The sequence below is a fragment of the Streptomyces sp. iso_384 genome (genome assembly GCF_056172905.1).
Map to the genome: position 1 here is coordinate 6592686 of NZ_JBWBTT010000001.1, position 17990 is coordinate 6610675.

The window sequence follows — 17990 nt, forward strand, 5'->3', positions numbered from 1 at the left end:
CGCGAGGTTGAGAGGGCGGTCCGTGGACTTCGCCCGCTCCCTCTAATACCAGTTGTTGGCCTGCCAGAAGGACCAGGCGCCGCACGGGCTGCCGTAACGGCCGTCCATGTAGCTGAGACCCCACTTGATCTGGGTGGCCGGGTTGGTCTGCCAGTCGGCGCCGGCGGACGACATCTTGTGGCCCGGAAGCGCCTGCATCAGACCGTACGCCCCGGAGGACGGGTTGGTCGCGCGATAGTTCCAGGTCGACTCGTGGTTCACGATGTTGCTGAAGCACTGGAACTGGTCCGCGGGGACCATCTGACGGGCCATCGCCTGGACCTCGGCCACGCTGTACGAGCCCTGCGCGGAGAACGAGGAGGCGTCGCGGACGGAAGAACGGCTGGCGCGCTCGGCCTCGTCCTTCTTCTTCTGTTCCGCCTTGCGCTCGGCCTCGACCCGGTCCTCGGCCGCCTGCTTCTTGGACTTGGCGTCCTTGGCGGCCTGGATGCGGGCCGACTCCTCGGCCGACTTCTTCGCGGCGGCGTCGGCGGCGGATGCCTGGGCATCGGCCTGCTGCGTCAGCGAAGCGGTCTGGACCGCGGCCTGCTGGCCCGCGGGGATGTCTGCGAGCAGCGTGGTGTCGGCTGCGGCCGCCTCGAAGTTGTTGTCGTCGGCGGCAGGAGTGCCGCCCGCAGCAACGCCTACGACGGCGCCTACGGTGGTGACCGCGGTGGCAGATGCCACGGCGAACCCCCGGACCGAGATCCGGCTCACATGGTGTCCTTCCAGCATCGCCCGCTTAGGTGACCTCGCGAGCACGTTCGTGCCCCTGGCGCTGGCCTCCCTACTGCGTGGGTCACGGGAGGCACGGGCCCGATGGGCAACCCCGGTGAGGAGGCTGCCGCGTGGTGCTCGCGGGCGGCATACGGGCGTCTCGTGTTGAGTTGTGTGGTGCGTGGCGCCTCTGGAGGTGCCCAAGTGCCGTATGCGGGGCCTGACGGAAGCAAGACTCTGCCGGACGGGGACGCCAGGAGGCAATTCTGTGTTGCGTGGGAAAGGTCACACCCCGTTTGGGTCACCGGTTTTCCGGAAATGACGGCGCAGCACAACGCCGCCCGGCTAAGCTCCTTGGCTCGCCGGGCGGCATCAATGGGGCATGCGGGTCAGATGTGGCCTTCCTCCAGCATTTCGGTCACCAGCGCGGCGATCTGCGAACGCTCCGACCGCGTGAGCGTGACGTGGGCGAACAGCGGATGGCCCTTCAGTTTCTCGACGACGGCGACGACTCCGTCGTACCGGCCGACCCGGAGGTTGTCCCGCTGGGCCACGTCGTGAGTGAGCACGACACGCGAATTCGCCCCGATTCTGGACAACACGGTCAGCAGGACGTTCCGTTCGAGCGACTGCGCCTCGTCGACGATCACGAACGCGTCGTGCAGCGAGCGGCCGCGGATGTGGGTGAGCGGCAGGACCTCCAGCATCCCGCGCCCGAGCACCTCCTCGATGACCTCGCGCCCGGCGACCGCCGAGAGTGTGTCGAAGACCGCCTGCGCCCAGGGGCTCATCTTCTCGGCCTCGCTGCCGGGGAGATAGCCGAGCTCCTGGCCGCCGACCGCGTACAGCGGGCGGAAGACCATCACCTTCTTGTGCTGCCGACGCTCCAGCACCGCCTCCAGCCCCGCGCAGAGGGCCAGCGCCGACTTGCCGGTGCCCGCGCGTCCGCCCAGCGACACGATGCCGACGTCGCTGTCGAGGAGGAGGTCGAGGGCGATCCGCTGCTCGGCGCTGCGCCCGTGGATGCCGAAGGCCTCCCGGTCGCCCCGCACGAGCCGCACATTGCCCTCGGCCGTCACCCGGCCGAGCGCCTTGCCGCGCTCGGACTGGAGAACCAGTCCGGTGTGCACGGGCAGCTCGGCGGCCTCGGGGACGTACAGCGTCTCCTCGCTGAACAGCAGGTCGATCTGTTCCCCGGCGAGGGACAGTTCGCTCATGCCGGTCCAGCCGGAGTCCGTGATGGCGAGCTCCGCGCGGTACTCCTCGGCGAGGAGGCCCACGGAGGAGGCCTTGATGCGGAGCGGCAGGTCCTTGGAGACGACCGTGACGTCGTACCCCTCGGCCTGGAGGTTGCGTGCGACCGCGAGGATCCGTGAGTCGTTGTCCCCCAACCGGTAGCCGGCGGGCAGGACGCCGGGATCGGAGTGGTTGAGCTCGACACGGAGCGACCCGCCCAGATCCCCGAGCGGGATCGGGGCGTCCAGCCGGCCGTACCGGACCCGGAAGTCGTCCAGCAGGCGCAGGGCCTGCCGGGCGAAGTAGCCGAGCTCCGGATGGTGCCGTTTGGCCTCCAGTTCCGTGACCACCACGATCGGCAGCACGACTTCGTGCTCGTCGAAGCGGGCCATGGCGCCGGGGTCGGCCAGCAGGACGCTGGTGTCGAGAACGTAGGTGCGCCTGTCGGGCATGCGGCGCTTAGTACTGGTCACCACGGAAGGACGTACCCCCTCGGACGAGGTCGGGGAGTGCGACGAACGGTCGCGGAGCTTCCCGAAGGGAGAGGACGGACCGGGATCGGGCCCCACTGCGCGGGCCGGACCACGGCCTCCGCGTCGGCCGCACGCTGTGTACGGTCCTTCGTGTGCAAAGGGCCTCCCGGGCGAGCGGTCTTGGCGCCGCTCACTTGGACACGACATCCGCCTGGTTGATGACCGGACGTCGACCTGACAGGGGTATTCCCTTTATCGCGCGAAGCCATGCCGCCGCATATGACACGGTGTGGAGAAGTCCCGGTGGACGCGCGATGGCCCCCTCATATACGCGATGACTCCCCTATATAGAGGAGTCATCGGGCGGTACGGGTGCGGCAGGGCCGTTCAGGCGCCGTAGCGGCGGTGGCGGGCGGCGTAGTCGCGCAGCGCCCGAAGGAAGTCGACCTTGCGGAAGGCCGGCCAGAAGACCTCGCAGAAGTAGTACTCCGAATGGGCGCTCTGCCAGAGCATGAAGCCCGACAGCCGCTGCTCGCCGCTGGTCCGGATCACCAGGTCCGGGTCGGGCTGGCCCCGGGTGTAGAGGTGCTCGGAGATCAGGTCGGTGGAGACGACCTCGGCCAGCTCCTCGAAGCTGGTGCCCTTCTCGGAGTGCTCCAGGAGCAGCGAGCGGACCGCGTCCGCGATCTCCTGGCGGCCGCCGTAGCCGACTGCGACATTGACGATTATTCCGTCGATACCGGACGTCGACTCCTCGGCCTCCTTGAGGACCGTCTGCGTCTCGGCCGGAAGCAGGTCGAGCGTGCCGACGTGGTGGACGCGCCAGCGCCCGTCCGCGGCGAGGTTGCGCACGGTGTTCTCGATGATGCCGAGCAGCGGTTTCAGCTCGTGCTCGGGCCGGTCGAAGTTGTCCGTGGACAGCATCCAGAGGGTGACGACCTCGACATCGGTCTCGTCGCACCAGCCGAGCAGCTCGGAGATCTTGTCCGCACCGGCCTGGTGGCCCTGCACGGCCGATCCGCCGGAGGCCTTGGCCCACCGCCGGTTGCCGTCGAGGATGACCCCGATGTGCTTCGGCACCTGGTCGTGGTCCAGGCGGCCTTCCACCCGGCGCGCGTAGAGCCTGTACACCAGGTCGCGGAAGTTCACTGCGTTCACCCTCTCGGTTCCGTACGGGCCCGGGCCCGCCCTCCCCGTCGCCGGGGGTCCGGGGGCCGTCCCCCCACAGGGGATCGCTGCACGGTCTGCGGCGCCCGCGCGATCCCTCGGCGGCCGTACCTCTACCACTGGCACGGGCCGCGCGGGCCTTCGCCGCGCCGCACATCGGCGTTCCCCGAAGCGGCCACATTACTGCGATCGGGTCACGGGGGCCCAACCCGGTCTGTCACAACTCCGTGATAAGGAATGAAACGTGACTGATTACCTCTCCCCCGACCTGTATTACCGTGCCGCCGATACGCGCTACGACTCCATGGAGTACCGCCGGACCGGGCGCAGCGGCCTCAAGCTGCCCGCCCTCTCGCTGGGCCTGTGGCACAACTTCGGCGACGACCGGGCGCTGGACTCCCAGCGGGCGATCCTGCGCCGCGCCTTCGATCTCGGCGTCACCCACTTCGACCTGGCCAACAACTACGGCCCGCCGCCCGGTTCGGCCGAGCTGAACTTCGGCAAGCTCTTCGCCCAGGATTTCGCACCGTACCGTGACGAACTGGTCATTTCGACCAAGGCCGGTTATCTGATGCACCCCGGCCCGTACGGCGAGTGGGGCTCGCGGAAGTACCTGCTGTCCTCGCTCGACGCCTCCCTCAAGCGGATGGGCGTGGACTACGTCGACGTCTTCTACTCGCACCGCTTCGACCCGCACACCCCGCTGGAGGAGACGATGGGCGCCCTGGCGTCCGCCGTCCAGCAGGGCAAGGCGCTGTACGTGGGCGTCTCCTCGTACAACGCGGAGCAGACCGCCGAGGCGGCCGGGCTGCTCAAGGAGATGGGTGTACCGGCGCTGATCCACCAGCCGTCGTACTCCATGATCAACCGCTGGATCGAGGACGACGGGCTGCTCGACACCCTGGAGGCGGCCGGGATGGGCTGCATCTCCTTCGTGCCGCTCGCCCAGGGCCTGCTCACGAACAAGTATCTGCAGGGCATCCCGGAGGGCTCTCGCGCCACCCAGGGCAAGTCCCTCGACCCGGGCCTGCTCTCCGACGAGGTGGTCCGCCGGCTCAACGGGCTCAACGACATCGCGCGGGGCCGCGGCCAGTCGCTCGCCCAGCTCGCCATCGCGTGGGTGCTGCGCGACAGCCGGATGACCTCGGCGCTGATCGGCGCGTCCAGCGTCAAGCAGCTGGAGGAGAACGTGGCGGCCCTCGCGGGTCCGGCGCTGACCGCCGAGGAGCTGAACGAGATCGACGTCTTCGCCGTGGACACGGCGGGCACGAACATCTGGGCCGGCCGCAGCTGACATCGGCTCAGCGGGGCTCCGGCCCGCGGGATCTTCGGCCCGGGCTCGGGGCCTGGCTCCGGCCCACAAAAAACGGGCCGGTCCGTGGGGGGGGATACGGACCGGCCCGAGGGGGGGGTTTCCACCATAACCCTTCGTAAGTGCCGGCGCGTGCCACGCCACTCCACCATCACTCTCCGGATTCACCGGACCGCGCTCCGAGCAGGACACACGCGCGCCGGACCCCCGATATCGGCCCTCGTATCGAGGGGTCGCCGGACGCCGCCGCCTTGACGCCGCCGGGCGGGGTGGAGGACAGATCCTGACCTCCAGGGGTTCTAGGTTCGAGGCATGACGACACGACCCCGGGGGACCGCGACCCCGGCCACGACCGTGACCTGGGCCGGGGCGAACGCCCGGAGGCTGGCCCGCCAGCACCTCCACCCGGACGGAGCCGGCGGTGCGTCGCCCTTCGCCTCCCCCCGCGAGGCGGTGGCCGCGATGCTCGGCGCGCACGCCCAGGTGCTGTCGGCGGCCGAGCTGTCCGTGGGGCTGCGCAGGGACGGAACGACCCGTACGGACGTCCGTACGGCTCTGTGGACCGACCGGAGCCTGGTCAAGACGTTCGGGCCGCGGGGCACGGTCCATCTGCTGCCCGCGGCGGATCTGCCCCTGTGGACCGGCGCGCTGTCCGCCGTACCGACGGGCACGAGCCCCTTCGCCAAGGACGCCCGCATGACTCCGGACCAGGTGGAGCAGGTCGTCGCGGCCGTCGCGGCGGCGCTGACCGGGACGGAGCTCACCATCGACGAGCTCTCCGAGGAGGTCGTCGCGCGGACCGGGCCGTGGGCCGGGGACCTGGTGATGCCCGGGTTCCAGGCGATGTGGCCGCGCTGGCGGCAGGTCCTGCACCTGGCGGGCCACCGGGGCGCCCTCGCCTACGCCCCGAACCGGGGCCGGAAGGCGACGTACACCAACCCCGGGTGCACTCCGCTGCCCGGCCCCGGGGCGCTGACGGCCCTGATCGAGCGGTACCTGTACGCGTACGGGCCCGCCACCCCCGCGCACTTCGCCCGCTGGCTGGCCGCGCCGAGGTCCTGGGCGGCCGAGGGGTTCGCCGCGCTGGCGGCGTCGGGGGCGATCGAGGAGGTGGCGTTCGCGGGCGAGGGCCCGGCCTGGGCGGTCGCGGGCGACACGGACTTCCCGGCGGAGCGGGTACGGGGCGTGCGCCTGCTCCCGTACTTCGACGCGTTCGCCATCGCCTCGTGGCCCCGCGAGAAGCTGTTCCCGGGGGCGGCGTACGAACGGGCCCTCGGTGGCGGGCAGGCGGGGAACTTCCCGGTGCTGCTGGTGGACGGCACGGTGGCGGGCGTCTGGCACCAGCGCCGCTCGGGCCGCCGGATCGCGGTGACGGTGGAGCCGCTGAAGCCCCTGTCCAGGCCCCGGCTGCGGGCGCTGGAGGAGCAGGTGGAGCGGGTCGCCGCGATCATGGAGGGCACGGCGGACCTGACGGTCGGCCCGGTGACGGTGGGGCCGCATGCGTAGGGCAGGCATGCGGGCAGGTGACGTGCGCGTACGGGAGGGGCCCGGCGTGGGGCGGGGCGCGGCAGCGCGGGTCAGGGGCGGGGGTCGAAGCGGACCGCCATCGTGTCCCCGGCGGTCACCACGAAGTCCCCTTCCTCGCACCGGATCACGGCCTGGAGCACCTCCCCGTCGGCGTCCCTGAGCTCCTGGGTGCCCACCACCGTCCACGCTCCCCCGTACGGCACCGGCGGCAGGAGGGCGGGCGGGGCGTGCTGCCAGCGGCTCGCCGGTACGCACCAGTCGGGCAGCCGCGGCCAGGTGCCCGGGGTGACGCGTAACGTCCGGTCGGAGGCGCAGGTCAGCAGGACGGACTGGTCCTCCGCGAGGACGAACTCCACGGCCTCCGGCTCGCCCGCCCGGCCCTCGGGCCGGTAGTAGACCCCGAGGACGGCGGTGATCCTGGCCCCCGTGAGCCAGTCGGCGTTGCCGTGCCGCGCGCGCCCGGCCGGCCCCGCACAGTCTTCCCTCTCCACGGTCATGAGCGCTTCCACTCCTTCGCTGTGCGTGCGTCCCGATGAGTAGGACGGCGGCCCGCCCGATCCCGTTGCCTCCGGGACAAGGCTGAACTGGCGTACGGGGTAGGCCGGTTGACCGGCCGGCCGCGATCCGGCGGCCGCTACCGGGGCTTGCGGGCCTCGATCAGGAAGCGCGCGGTGCGGGCCCGGAACGGTCCTTCCTCCTCGATCTGCCGGTGCAGCGCGGCCAGTTGGGGCCGGTACCGCTCGACGGTGAATCCGGGCACCATCCAGATCACCTTGCGCAGGAAGTAGACCACCGCGCCGATGTCGCGGAACTCGGTGCGCAGGGTCTCGGAGCGCAGGTCCACCACGTCGAGACCGGCCGCCGTCGCGGCGGCCCGCGCGTCCTCCGGGTGCCGGCCGCGGCGGACCTCGGGCGGCTGCGGCCCGAGGAAGTACTCCACGAGTTCGAAGACGCTGGCCGGGCCGACCTGCTGCGAGAAGTACGTGCCGCCGGGGGTCAGGACGCGCGCGATCTCCTCCCACCACGTGGTGACCGGATGACGGCTGACCACCAGGTCGAAGGCGGCGTCGCCGAAGGGCAGCGGAGGTTCGTCCGCGTCGGCGACGACGACCGCGCCGAGCGGGTGCAGCAGGGCGGTGGCGCGGGCGACGTTCGGCGGCCAGGCCTCCGTGGCGACGGTGACCGGCGGAAGCTTCGGCGCGGCGGCCAGCACCTCGCCGCCCCCGGTCTGGAGGTCGAGCGCGGCGTGGGCCCGGCCGAGCCGCTCGGCCATCGCGCGGGCGTACCCCCAGGAGGGGCGTTCCTCGGTGGCCCGGCCGTCGAGCCAGGAGAAGTCCCATCCGTCCACGGAGACCGCGTCGGCCTCGGCGACGAGAGTCTCGAACCGGTCGCGGGAGGCCGGGGAGGCAAAAGTGCCGGAGGGTCCGGAGGGGTCGGCGGAGCCGGAGGGGCGGCCGGAAGGGGCGGGAGCGGATGGTTCGGGCATACGGGAATCGTGTCAGGCGGTCGCGGGGCGCGCGAACGGATTCCGGGCAAGCCCCCCTCTCACACCGCGAGCGCCCCCAGCAGCAGCCCGGTCAGCGCCCCGGCGATCATGAACGGGCCGAACGGGATGCCCGTCCTGCGCCCGGCCCGGCGCAGCAGCACCAGGCCGAGTCCGTACGCCGCCCCGAAGAGGAACCCGGCGAACCCGCCCAGGAACAGCACGGTCCAGCCGTACCAGCCGAGGGCCACGCCCAGGGCGAGGGCGAGCTTCACATCGCCGAAGCCCATGCCGTTCGGGTTGATCAGGAAGAGCAGGAAGTAGAAGCCGCCGAGGGCCAGGCCGCCCAGCAGGCCGGAGGTCCAGGATCCGGCGTGTCCGGGAAGCAGTGCGGCGCCGCCGAGGAGCAGGACGGCCGCGGCCGCCAGCGGCAGGGTCAGCGGGTCGGGCAGCCGGTGGACCCGCCGGTCGACGACGGCGAGGAGCACGGCGACCGGGGCCAGCGCCAGCCACCCGACGAGTTCGGGCCTGACCCCGGTGGCGGCGGCGAGCGCGACACAGGCGGCCACGGTGACCAGGGGGGCGAGGACGCCGGGGGCGTAGCCGGGCGGTGCTCCCGGGGCGGGAGTTTCGGCGGCGGAGTCGTCCTCGGGTGCGGCGGGCGTCCCCGGGGCGGCGCAGGGCGCGCAACGGGCCGGGCCGAGCCAGCCGCGGGCCGGGCCGGTGAGCGGATGGCCGGCGGGGCACGCCGTACGCCAGGGCTCCTCCGGCTCGACGGCGAACCGGTAGGCGGCACGCGGGATCAGCAGTCCGGTGACGGCACCCCAGACCGCGGCGACGGCGAGCAGCACGGCGTCCACGGGACGACCCTAACGGGCGGCAGGAACAGGGGTCTTGGGCCCGGGGGCCCAGGAATGACCTCTCAGGGCCCAGGCGTGGGCGTTCGGGAACCACCGGCGTCCGGCCGGGGCTACGGTCGGTGCCCATGAGGACATGGCGCGATGGCGACGGGACGCTCACGGTCGGCACGGACTCCGGGGCCGGGGCCGGGCCGGGGGCGGCGGCGGGGGCCCGGGTGGTGCCGCTGCGGATAGCGGCCTCGTACCGGGCCCGTACCCGGGGGCTGCTCGGGCGGGACGGGATCGAGGGGGCGATGATGCTCACGCCGTGCGGGAGTGTGCACACCTTCCGGATGCGGTTCCCGATCGATGTGGCGTACCTGGACCGGAAGTTCACCGTGCTGGCCGTCCGCACGATGAAGCCCGGCCGCCTCGGCCTGCCCCGGCTGCGGGCCCGGCATGTGGTGGAGGCGGAGGCCGGGGCGATGGAGCGGTGGGGGATGCGTCCCGGCGTACGGGTGGAGCTGAGGGCGGCACCGGCCACCGCGCCGGAGACCCGCTAGGTGTGCGGCTCGGACAGGTTGGTGGCGCGGCAGGCGGCAGTTCGACGACAGGTCCTAGCCAGGAGGATGCGGCCTCACGGCGGGCCCGCGCCCGGGCAGGTCCGGGCTTACGGCGGGCCCGCGCCCAGCAGGGTCCAGGCTCCGTAACCGGCGGACGCGCAGGCCAGGACGGCGAGCACGGCGGCCGTACGTCCCGTGGTGCGCAGCCGCAGCAGGGCGACGGCGGGCGGGAGCAGCAGCGGGAACGCGGGCATCATCAGGCGCGGCCGGGAGCCGAAGTATCCGGCGCCGATCAGCGAGATGACGACGATCGTGAGGGCGTAGACGAGAACCGGGAGCGGCTGCCGCTGCCGTACGCAGAGCACCACCAGCCACCCGAGCAGCCCGAGCGCCGCGCACAGGCCGAGGGCGGCGGGCCACGGGAGCCCGGCGATGAAGGCGGCGAGCGCGCGGCCGCCGTCGATGTTGTTGCCCCACTGCGCCTGGACGTCGAAGTAGGCGAACGGGCTGCCTTCGCGTACGGCGACGAACACCACGTACGCCAGCCAGCCGAGCGGTGCGAGCGTCACGCCGGCGATCATCCGGGCGTTGCGGCGCAGGACCGGACCGATGCCGCCACCGTCGCCGTCGCCCGCGCGGTACTCGCGTACGAGGGTGACGGCGGCGGTGATCGCCAGGGCGGCGATGAGTGCCGCCGCCGTGGGCCGGGTGAGGCCCGCCAGGACGGTCAGCGCGCCCGCGACGATCCAGCGGCCCTTGAGGACGGCGTACAGCGCCCAGGCGGCCAGGGCGGTGAACAGGGTCTCCGTGTACGCCATCGACTGGACGAACGCCGTCGGGTACACGCCCCAGAGCGCGGCCAGCACCACGCCCGTACGCCGTCCGCGCAGCTGGGCGCCGACGGCGAAGATGCCCCAGGCGGCGAGCAGCCCGGCGGTCCAGGCGACCAGGAGGCCGGCGCCGCCGAGGGTGAGCGGGGTCACCTCGGAGAGGGCGCGTTCCAGGGCCGGGAGGAGCGGGAAGAACGCCAGGTCGGAGTGGACGGAGCCGTCCGGGAGGGTGACGGTGTAGCGGTAGCCGTGCTCGGCGATGCGCTGGTACCAGACGGAGTCCCAGCGTCCGCCGAGCGGCCCCAGCGGGTTCTTCCCGGCGGCGGAGGCGGCCGCCCAGAAGGCCAGGAGCCCCAGGGCCCGCACGGCGGCATAGACCGCGAGCGCGGGCGCGGCGGCCCGGAACGCGGCGGCGGCCCGGGACCCGGGGGTGCGGGGGCCCGGGGCCGGACCGGCGGGCGTCCGGGTGCGGAGCTGGTGATCGGACATACGGCCGATTATGACGTCGCCGGGGGACGTTTCCCGCCACGGGCCCGCGTTCTCCGCCACGGGCGGGGGCGGGCACCGCCCGTGGCGGAGAACACCGCCCGGCACCACGGCCGGCGTCCCACGGCGGCCCGGCCGGCACCGCCGACCGGCACCGCTCAGACGCCGAGCACCTCGTTCCCGAACACCTTCCACGGCGACATCTCCACCGCGTCCATGACCGCCAGCTGCGGGTGCCGGGCCGCCGTCTCGTCCCGTACGGCGACCGTGTCCGGCCAGCTGTCGAGGTGTGCTGCGCCCTCGATGACGACGCCGTCCCAGTCGGTGGTGGCCGTCTCGCCGCCGCGGTCGACGACGAAGCCGATGCACAGCACCGAGGCCCGTCCCACCGTCCGCCGGATGGCGCTCACCGCACGCTCCCGTTCCGGCACGGGCAGCTCACCGACGGAGAACTCGACGGCGACGACACCGGCCCGGGCCCGCCGGATGCGCACCAGGAGGTCGAGGCCCGTGCCGGTCCACAACCGGAAGCCGACCTCGTGCAGCCGCTGGAGTCCGGCGATGGACAGCAACTGCTCGCGGGTGACGGGCGAACGCGCGCCCAGGGAGGCGGAGTCGAGGCTGACGAGCACCGTGCGGCCGGTCACCGGGTGGGCCGCGCGGAGCCCCTCGGCCTCCAGGTCGCCCAGCAGCGTCCGGGCGTCCAGCCGGGTCCATCCCAGGTGGTACGAGTAGAAGAATCCGGCACCCATGGACACCCACCCCCATCGCTCTGCATCGCGGCGTCGTGGTCGGCGACCCCCGGCACCAGTGAGCGTACTGAGCGGCGACCGGGGCGGCGTGGGCCCACGGGCCCACGGCCGGCCCCAAGCGGAACGGCCGCCATGCCCCGTCGCAACACCGCATCCGCCGCCCGCACTTGGGCCCGGCTTTGGGACCGGGGACCCGGGCGGGGTCAGCTTTTCGGCCGTACGCTCTCAGCCGTCGGGCAACACGCGCGGGGTCGATGGAGAGGTGCACCGTGAGCGGTGGCGGGGGCTGGGGAGACCGGAGTGCGGGCCATATACCGCCGGGGCGCCACGGCCTCGCGGGGCCGGGGTCCGCACGCCACGGCCGACAGGGCGGCCGCTTCTTCGCGTTGACCCGCAGTTGGGTGACGGGCGCGCTCGTCTATCTCGCCGCCGGGTTCGTCACGAGCCGGGTCCTGGTCGAACTGCTGGGCACCGAGGCGCGGTTGGAGTCCTTCGGCTGGCGGCTGGCGCTGATCCACCTGCCCGCTCTCCTCGTGACGCTCCTGACCGTCCTGGCCGCCGCCCGGATCCTCCCGGACGAGCACCGCGAGTCCTCCCGCACCCTGTATCTGCTCGCCGCCCTGGCCGTACCGCTGGCCGGCCTGGTGTACGGCTTCGCCGTCGCCGGGGAGGTCGTCGGCATCGAGGGCGTCCTCATGCCGGCCGTCTCGCTGGCGGCCGGTGCGGCGTCGGGGGTGGCGGTCGACCGGCTGCTGGAGGAGCGCGCCACCCGGACGCCGGAGCCGCCCCGGTACTCGTACAACTGGCGGGACGGCGGCGCGACCGCGATGGAGTACCTGGGTCTCGTCGTCCTCGTCACCATGCTGATCGGCGCGATGGCGATGGCCGGGGTCGGCGGGAAGATCGGGGAGCGGCTGCGGTGCGCGATCAGCTCGCTGGCCGGTGGCGGCGGTTCCTGTTCCTCCGGCGGCCAGGACCCGGAGGCGAAGCCGAAGACCGACGCGGACTACGAGCCCAAGATGTGCCAGATCTCCACCATCTCGGACACGGCGGGCGGCAAGGTCAAGATCGGCTGGTTCGAGTGGGGCGAGGAGTACGGCTTCCAGCAGAAGGTCTCGCAGGCGAGCACCGATGTGAACGGTGACGGGAAGGTCGACGGCAACGACAAGGTCGTCTCCATGACGTTCACCGACGCCGCCTCCGCCGGGGCCATCGCCGGCACCCCGGGTGTGAAGCTCGGCAGCCTCGGCAAGGCGGATGTCGACATCGGCGGCGGCATCAAGATCACCAACGGTGACACCTGGATCTTCTCCAGCGAGGAGGAGGCGCAGAAGATGCGGGACGACATCGAGGAAATGAAGATGTGGGAGACCTCCACCAAACACAGCGGCGCCTACGGCGGCGGCTGGTACTCCGCGATGAAGTGGGCGGAGAAGAAGGAGGACATCGAGAAGAAGATCGGCGACAAGAAGATCTCCTACTCGACCGTCGGTCTCAACGCCTACGCGGACGGCGGCCTCTCCGTCAAGGGCGGCGACGAGGACGAACTCGGCGCCAAACTGGGCGGCAAGGCGAAGTTCTCGCCCGAGGTGACGATCACCAAGGACGACGTGAACGGCAACGAGTCGTACACGTACACCGCCAAGCTCGAACTGGAGGGCAAGGCCGACGGGAACGTCGGGCCGGTCAAGGGGACCGTGGGCGCCAAGCAGAACCGCACCGGCGCGATCACCGTCACCCGCGACCAGAAGACCGGCAGGATCGTCCGTATCGACATGACGCAGACGGTGGAGAGCGGTTCGACCTCCGGCAAGGTGGAGGTCGGCGGCGACAACGGCGAGAGCGGCCAGGACAAGCGCGGCGGCAAGGGCAGCGCCTCCGACTCCTCGGGCGAGACCGGCATCGACGTGGTGACCAACTCGATCGTCTTCGGCAAGGACACGGACGCGGCGACCGAGGCGAACCGGGCCGTCGCCGAACAGTGGCTGGGCGGCTCGGGCAACAACACCGCCCCGTTCGAGTACCTCTTCGGCGACCACGGCATGGAGAACCGCCCGGAGGGCAACGACCCCTTCCAGCAGCTGATGTTCGAGGACGGGCTGTCCAGCAGCATGCGGTACACCGGTGAGAGCGACGCCCAGGAGTTCGGCTTCGAGATCTCCCTCGGGATGAGCCTCGGCTTCTCGGTCTCCACGGAGCAGAAGAAGGAGTCGCTGGAAGACGCGCAGTTCCTCGGGGCCCCGCAGGGCGACCGGCGCACGTATCTTCCGTACAGCTACTGCGCGAACTGAACGGGCGGTGACAGGGACGATGAGTACCGGAACGCGGATGACACGGACGGCACGCACGGCGTGGAGCACTCAGGACACAGGGGGTGCTCAGGGCGTGCGGGGCTCGCGGAAGGCCCGGCGGCGGGTGACGGCTGCCGCGGTGGCCGTCGCGGCGGCCGTGCTGCTGGCCGGATGCGGCGGCGGCGAGGACACCGCCTCCGTGCCCGAGGGCTGGGGCACGCTGGACACCGGCAGCCTGCGCGTCGGCTACCCGAAGAACGAGGGGTACGCGGAACAGCCCGCGGGCGAGCGGGCCAAGGCCAACGCGGCCGTCGCGCTCAAGGAGGAGGACGGCATCCGGACCGGTATGGTCTCGGTCCAGCTGGACTTCGCCACGGGCGTGCACGACGCGGCCGGGGCAGCGGCGGCGGCGGGCGCGGGCATCGGGATGAGCTCCACCCGCAAGGCCACGGAGGACGTACGCCTCGCGGGCCCGGACAGCGCCGGCGAGGCGCGCGACGCCCGCCGGATCGACTACGACTTCACGGCGGACGGCCAGGAGGACACCCCGAACGCGGGGACTCCGATGACCGGGGTCCTGGTCGCGGGCGTGGACTCGAAGGGCGTGCCGTTCGTGGTGCGCCTGAACGCGGTGAAGGACGCGGTCGACGCGGAGGATCTGGACGCGTTCGTGGGGTCGATCACGGTGAAGTAGCGCACGGTCGCGGTGAAGCAGGGCACGGTCATGGTGGAGCAGGGCACGGTGATGGTGTCGCAGGGCACGGCCGCCGTGAAGCAGGGCACGGTCATGGTGGAGCAGGGCATGGAAGGCCGCTGTCGCGGTGTTGTTCGCTCTGCCGCCCACCCTCTGGAGGAGACCGCACCGTGGCAGAGCTGAAGATCGACGCCCTCGTGTTCGACGTGCTCGGCACGCTCGTCGACGAACCCGCCGGACTCCGCGCCGGCATCCGCGCCCTGGCCCCGTCCCACGGCCCGGCCCCGGACGCCCCCGGGACCGACCGGCTTCTGCTGCTGTGGCAGCGGCACATCGAGCGCGAGCAGCGCCGGATCCTCGACGGCGAACGGCCCTACCTCCCCAGCGACGCCCTCGACCGCGAGGCCGCCCGGCTCGTGGCGGAGGCCGCCGGGGTCGAGGACCCGGCCGCCGTGGCGGAACTGGCCGGTGCGGCCCGCCGCCTCCCGCCGTGGCCCGACACCGTGGCGGGGCTGGCCCGGCTCGCCGGACGCTTCCCGCTGATCGGCCTCTCCAACGCGAGCCGGACGGCGCTGCTGGAACTGAACGCCCACGCAGGACTGCGCTGGCACCAGGCCCTCTCCGCCGAGGACGCCCGCGCCTACAAGCCGGACCCGGCGGTCTACCGGCTGGCCGTCACCGTCGCCGGGCGGCCGCCGGAGCGCCTGCTGATGGTCGCCGCCCACGCCTGGGACCTGCGGGGCGCACAGGCGCTGGGCCTGCGCACGGCCCATGTGGCCCGTCCGGTCGGCGACCCGCCCGCGCCCTCGGACCGGTTCGACCTGTGCGCGGAGGACCTGGCGGACCTGGCCCGGCAACTGGAGCTCCCCCAGGGCGTATGAGGTCGCTCCGGGCCGGTCGGTTCCTCCATCGCCTATCGCTTCATGCCCGCCTCGCCGCCCCGGTGGAGGGCTTCCAGGGCGGCGAGTTCGTCGTCGGACAGCCGCAGGGCTCCGGCGGCGACGTTGGCGGCGAGGTGGTCCGGGTTTCCGGTGCCGGGGATGGCGAGCACATGGGGCCCGCGGTGCAGCGTCCAGGCCAGCCGGACCTGCGCCGTGCTCGCGCCGTGCGCGCGGGCGACGGTGAGCAGCGCATCGGTGCCGGCGTCCGCGTCCGGGGCGGCGCCCGCCTCGCGCCCGGCGCCCGCGATGGCGTAGAAGGGCACGAAGGCGATGCCCTGCTCACCGCAGTCCCGCAGGAACGCGTCCTGGTCGGGCGGGGATCCGAGCCCGTACTTGTTCTGCACACAGACAACCGGTGCGATGGCGCGGGCTTCGGCGAGCTGTGCGGGGCAGACGTTGGAGACGCCGAGGTGACGGATCAGCCCGGCCTCGCGCAGTTCGGCCAGCGCGCCGAAGCGCTCGGCGATCGAGTCGGTGCCCACGATGCGCAGATTCACCACGTCGAGGTGATCGCGGCCGAGCTGGCGGAGGTTCTCCTCGACCTGCCCGCGCAACTGCCCGGGTGTGGCGTGGTTCTGCCACCCTCCCGAGGGGTCGCGGCCGGGTCCGACCTTGGTGGTGATGACGAGGTCGTCGGGGTAGGGCGCCAGCGCGCTGTTGATCAGCTCGTTGGCGGAGCGGAGCCGCGAGAAGTAGAACGCGGCGGTGTCGATGTGGTTCACGCCGAGTTCGCGGGCGCGGCGCAGCACCCGTATCGCCCGGTCGCGGTCGCCCGGCACCGCGTCGACGTCGAACGCTTCGCCCTGCTGCGGCAACCGCATCGTCCCGAACCCGATGCGGTTGACCACGAGGTCGCCGAGGGTCCAGGTGCCGGATGCCGCCGCCGTGATCGTCTCTGATGTCATGCCGAGATGATCTCCGAGCGGCGGCGGTCCCGACAACGATGTGGTCGGCCCCTCCCGCCACGAACCGCACGCCTCGGCGAGCCGGAGCACCAGCGCCCTACTTCCGCTCCGGCACCTGGAAGCCACCGATCCGCTGCTCCAGCAGTTCGGCCAGCCGCAGCGGGGTGCGGTCCTCGAACATCGGGCCGATGATCTGCACGCCCACCGGCAGCCCCTCGGGCGACCGGCCCGCCGGTACAGCGGTTGCGGGCAGGCCGGGCAGGGTGGCCAGACCGGCCCAGACGAGCTGGTCGAAGTAGGCGAACCCGACGCCGTCGGTGTCGACCCGGCGGGCCATCGGATCCGGGTGGTGGTCGTGCGGGAACGCGGGGGTGGGCGTGATGGGGCACACCACGGCGTCGAAGTCGGCGAAGAACTGCCGCCAGGCGTGCCGGTGCAGATCACGGCGGGTGTTCGCGGCCATCCAGTCCCGGTGGCTGAACACCATGGCGCGCAGCCGCGCCGCGTCGAGGCTCCGGTCGTCGGCGCTCAACCCGGCGGCGCGGTCCCGCAGTTCCTCGTACGACTCGACGGGGAAGCTCGCGACGGAGCCGGAGAACAGCAACTGGGTGTAGAGCGTGGCGGATTCGGCCAGGTCGGGCAGCAGCGCGCTGTGCCGCTCGACGCGCGCCCCGCCGTCGGCAAGGGCGTCCGCCACCCGGCCCACGCCCGCACGCACGGCGGCCCCGGTCGGAAGGAACGGATGCTCGTCCAGGACCAGGACCCGGAAGTCGCCGATCCGCTCGTGGCGCGCGGGCGGCAGCCTCAGGTCGTGCGCCACACCGAACGTGAGCGGGTCCGGTCCGGCCATGACATCGAGGAGCAGTGCGAGGTCGCGTGCGCTGCGCGCCATCGGACCGACGACGGCGAGGTCGTGGTCGAACGGCAGGGCGGGTGTGCCGGGCGGGACCATGCCCCGGCCGGACACCAGCCCGAGGCTCGGCTTGTGCGCGTGGACACCGCAGAAGTGTGCGGGCGTGCGCAGTGAACCGGCGAGATCGGAGCCGATGGACAGCGCGCCGAACCCGGAGGCCAGGGCCGCAGCCGATCCGCCGGACGACCCGCCCGACGTACGGCTGTGGTCCCAGGGGTTGTTGGTGGTGCCGTAGATCTCGTTGAAGCTCTGGATGTCCTGCAGCCCCAGCGGCACATTGGTCTTGCCGAGCACCACCGCACCCGCGTCCTTGAGCCGCGACACCTGTACCGCGTCCTCGGCGGGCAGGTGGTTCCGGTACTGCGGCATGCCCCAGGTCGTGGGCAGGCCAGCGATGTTGTAGGACTCCTTCACCGTCACCGGTATGCCGAGCAACGGCCGGTCCTCACCGCGGGCACGCGCCTGGTCGGCGGCGCGGGCGGCGGCGCGGGCCCGGTCGAAGTCGGGCACGCAGACGGAGTTGACCGCCTTGTCGTCCCGCTCGATGCGGGTGATCGCGTCGTCGGTCAGTTCTGCCGAGGTCACTTCGCCGGCACGCAGGGCAGCCGCGAGTTCTTCGGCCGTCAGATAATTCCACGTCATGGGGCGACCGTATGCGCCCCCGCGAGAGGGCAGGAAGTACCGATGCGCGCAACGGCGACAACCGGGCGGTGGGCAGGGCCCCGCGTACGGTTTCTCGGCTCACCGGGGCAGCGGGCAGGACCCCGCGTACCGACTCCCGGCTCACCCGGCGGTGGGCAGGACCCCGCGCGCCGTTTGCCG

The 17990-nt window shown here is 72.5% G+C and carries 17 protein-coding genes; 7 read left to right on the forward strand and 10 right to left on the reverse strand.

Going from position 1 to position 17990, the window contains the following annotated elements:
• Nucleotides 1-42: 42 nt before the first annotated feature.
• The 3 genes from AC0VY3_RS29440 to AC0VY3_RS29450 form a co-directional block, all read right to left on the reverse strand.
• Entirely contained in the window at nt 43-756 is a 714-nt protein-coding gene (locus tag AC0VY3_RS29440) for an aggregation-promoting factor C-terminal-like domain-containing protein (RefSeq protein WP_103509987.1), read from the reverse strand.
• 389 nt (nt 757-1145) lie between these two features.
• Nucleotides 1146-2468 carry a PhoH family protein gene (locus AC0VY3_RS29445; RefSeq protein WP_103509986.1) on the reverse strand — a complete coding sequence of 441 codons (1323 nt, stop codon included), beginning with the start codon at nt 2466-2468 and terminating at the stop codon, nt 1146-1148.
• A gap of 384 nt (nt 2469-2852) precedes the next feature.
• Nucleotides 2853-3614 (reverse strand): isoprenyl transferase, encoded by a 762-nt coding sequence (locus tag AC0VY3_RS29450; protein ID WP_103509985.1) that lies wholly within the window; start codon nt 3612-3614, stop codon nt 2853-2855.
• A 262-nt stretch (nt 3615-3876) separates the two neighbouring features.
• Between AC0VY3_RS29450 and mgrA the strand changes: the two genes are divergently transcribed.
• Together mgrA and AC0VY3_RS29460 are read left to right on the forward strand one after the other, a co-directional pair.
• Complete coding sequence (gene mgrA, locus AC0VY3_RS29455) at nt 3877-4926, forward strand: L-glyceraldehyde 3-phosphate reductase (RefSeq protein ID WP_103509984.1); 1050 nt, start codon at nt 3877-3879, stop codon at nt 4924-4926.
• Between the two features lie 330 nt (nt 4927-5256).
• Nucleotides 5257-6450, forward strand: coding sequence for a winged helix DNA-binding domain-containing protein (locus AC0VY3_RS29460; RefSeq protein ID WP_475550980.1), 1194 nt, complete (start codon nt 5257-5259; stop codon nt 6448-6450).
• 71 nt (nt 6451-6521) lie between these two features.
• On the opposite strand, the gene AC0VY3_RS29465 is transcribed toward AC0VY3_RS29460, so the two are convergent.
• The 3 genes from AC0VY3_RS29465 to AC0VY3_RS29475 all read right to left on the reverse strand — a co-directional run bounded on the left by AC0VY3_RS29465 (nt 6522) and on the right by AC0VY3_RS29475 (nt 8814).
• Nucleotides 6522-6968: a hypothetical protein gene (locus tag AC0VY3_RS29465; RefSeq protein ID WP_103509982.1), complete on the reverse strand. Its 447-nt coding sequence runs from the start codon at nt 6966-6968 to the stop codon at nt 6522-6524.
• A 137-nt stretch (nt 6969-7105) separates the two neighbouring features.
• Complete coding sequence (locus AC0VY3_RS29470; RefSeq protein ID WP_475550981.1) at nt 7106-7957, reverse strand: class I SAM-dependent methyltransferase; 852 nt, start codon at nt 7955-7957, stop codon at nt 7106-7108.
• Nucleotides 7958-8016: 59 nt separating this feature from the next.
• Entirely contained in the window at nt 8017-8814 is a 798-nt protein-coding gene (locus tag AC0VY3_RS29475; protein ID WP_475550982.1) for a prepilin peptidase, read from the reverse strand.
• A gap of 125 nt (nt 8815-8939) precedes the next feature.
• Between AC0VY3_RS29475 and AC0VY3_RS29480 the strand changes: the two genes are divergently transcribed.
• Nucleotides 8940-9356: a DUF192 domain-containing protein gene (locus tag AC0VY3_RS29480; RefSeq protein WP_103509998.1), complete on the forward strand. Its 417-nt coding sequence runs from the start codon at nt 8940-8942 to the stop codon at nt 9354-9356.
• A 107-nt stretch (nt 9357-9463) separates the two neighbouring features.
• Here AC0VY3_RS29480 and AC0VY3_RS29485 read toward each other — a convergent pair whose 3' ends face one another.
• On the reverse strand, nt 9464-10675 hold the full coding sequence (locus tag AC0VY3_RS29485) for a glycosyltransferase family protein (RefSeq protein WP_103509979.1): 1212 nt from the start codon (nt 10673-10675) through the stop codon (nt 9464-9466).
• A gap of 155 nt (nt 10676-10830) precedes the next feature.
• Nucleotides 10831-11424, reverse strand: a complete 594-nt coding sequence (locus tag AC0VY3_RS29490) for a hypothetical protein (protein ID WP_475550983.1) — start codon at nt 11422-11424, stop codon at nt 10831-10833.
• A 269-nt stretch (nt 11425-11693) separates the two neighbouring features.
• Between AC0VY3_RS29490 and AC0VY3_RS29495 the strand changes: the two genes are divergently transcribed.
• The 4 genes from AC0VY3_RS29495 (at nt 11694) to AC0VY3_RS29510 (ending at nt 15290) form a co-directional block, all read left to right on the forward strand.
• Nucleotides 11694-13715, forward strand: coding sequence for a hypothetical protein (locus tag AC0VY3_RS29495; RefSeq protein WP_475550984.1), 2022 nt, complete (start codon nt 11694-11696; stop codon nt 13713-13715).
• Between the two features lie 124 nt (nt 13716-13839).
• Complete coding sequence (locus tag AC0VY3_RS29500) at nt 13840-14409, forward strand: hypothetical protein (RefSeq protein ID WP_475551751.1); 570 nt, start codon at nt 13840-13842, stop codon at nt 14407-14409.
• 12 nt (nt 14410-14421) lie between these two features.
• Nucleotides 14422-14592 (forward strand): hypothetical protein, encoded by a 171-nt coding sequence (locus AC0VY3_RS29505; RefSeq protein ID WP_475550985.1) that lies wholly within the window; start codon nt 14422-14424, stop codon nt 14590-14592.
• On the forward strand, nt 14580-15290 hold the full coding sequence (locus AC0VY3_RS29510) for a haloacid dehalogenase type II (RefSeq protein WP_103509975.1): 711 nt from the start codon (nt 14580-14582) through the stop codon (nt 15288-15290). Before AC0VY3_RS29505 ends, AC0VY3_RS29510 begins: the two co-directional genes overlap by 13 nt.
• A gap of 32 nt (nt 15291-15322) precedes the next feature.
• Here AC0VY3_RS29510 and AC0VY3_RS29515 read toward each other — a convergent pair whose 3' ends face one another.
• Nucleotides 15323-16255: an aldo/keto reductase gene (locus tag AC0VY3_RS29515; protein WP_103509974.1), complete on the reverse strand. Its 933-nt coding sequence runs from the start codon at nt 16253-16255 to the stop codon at nt 15323-15325.
• A gap of 97 nt (nt 16256-16352) precedes the next feature.
• Entirely contained in the window at nt 16353-17810 is a 1458-nt protein-coding gene (locus AC0VY3_RS29520; protein ID WP_475550986.1) for an amidase, read from the reverse strand.
• Between the last annotated feature and the right edge of the window lie 180 nt (nt 17811-17990).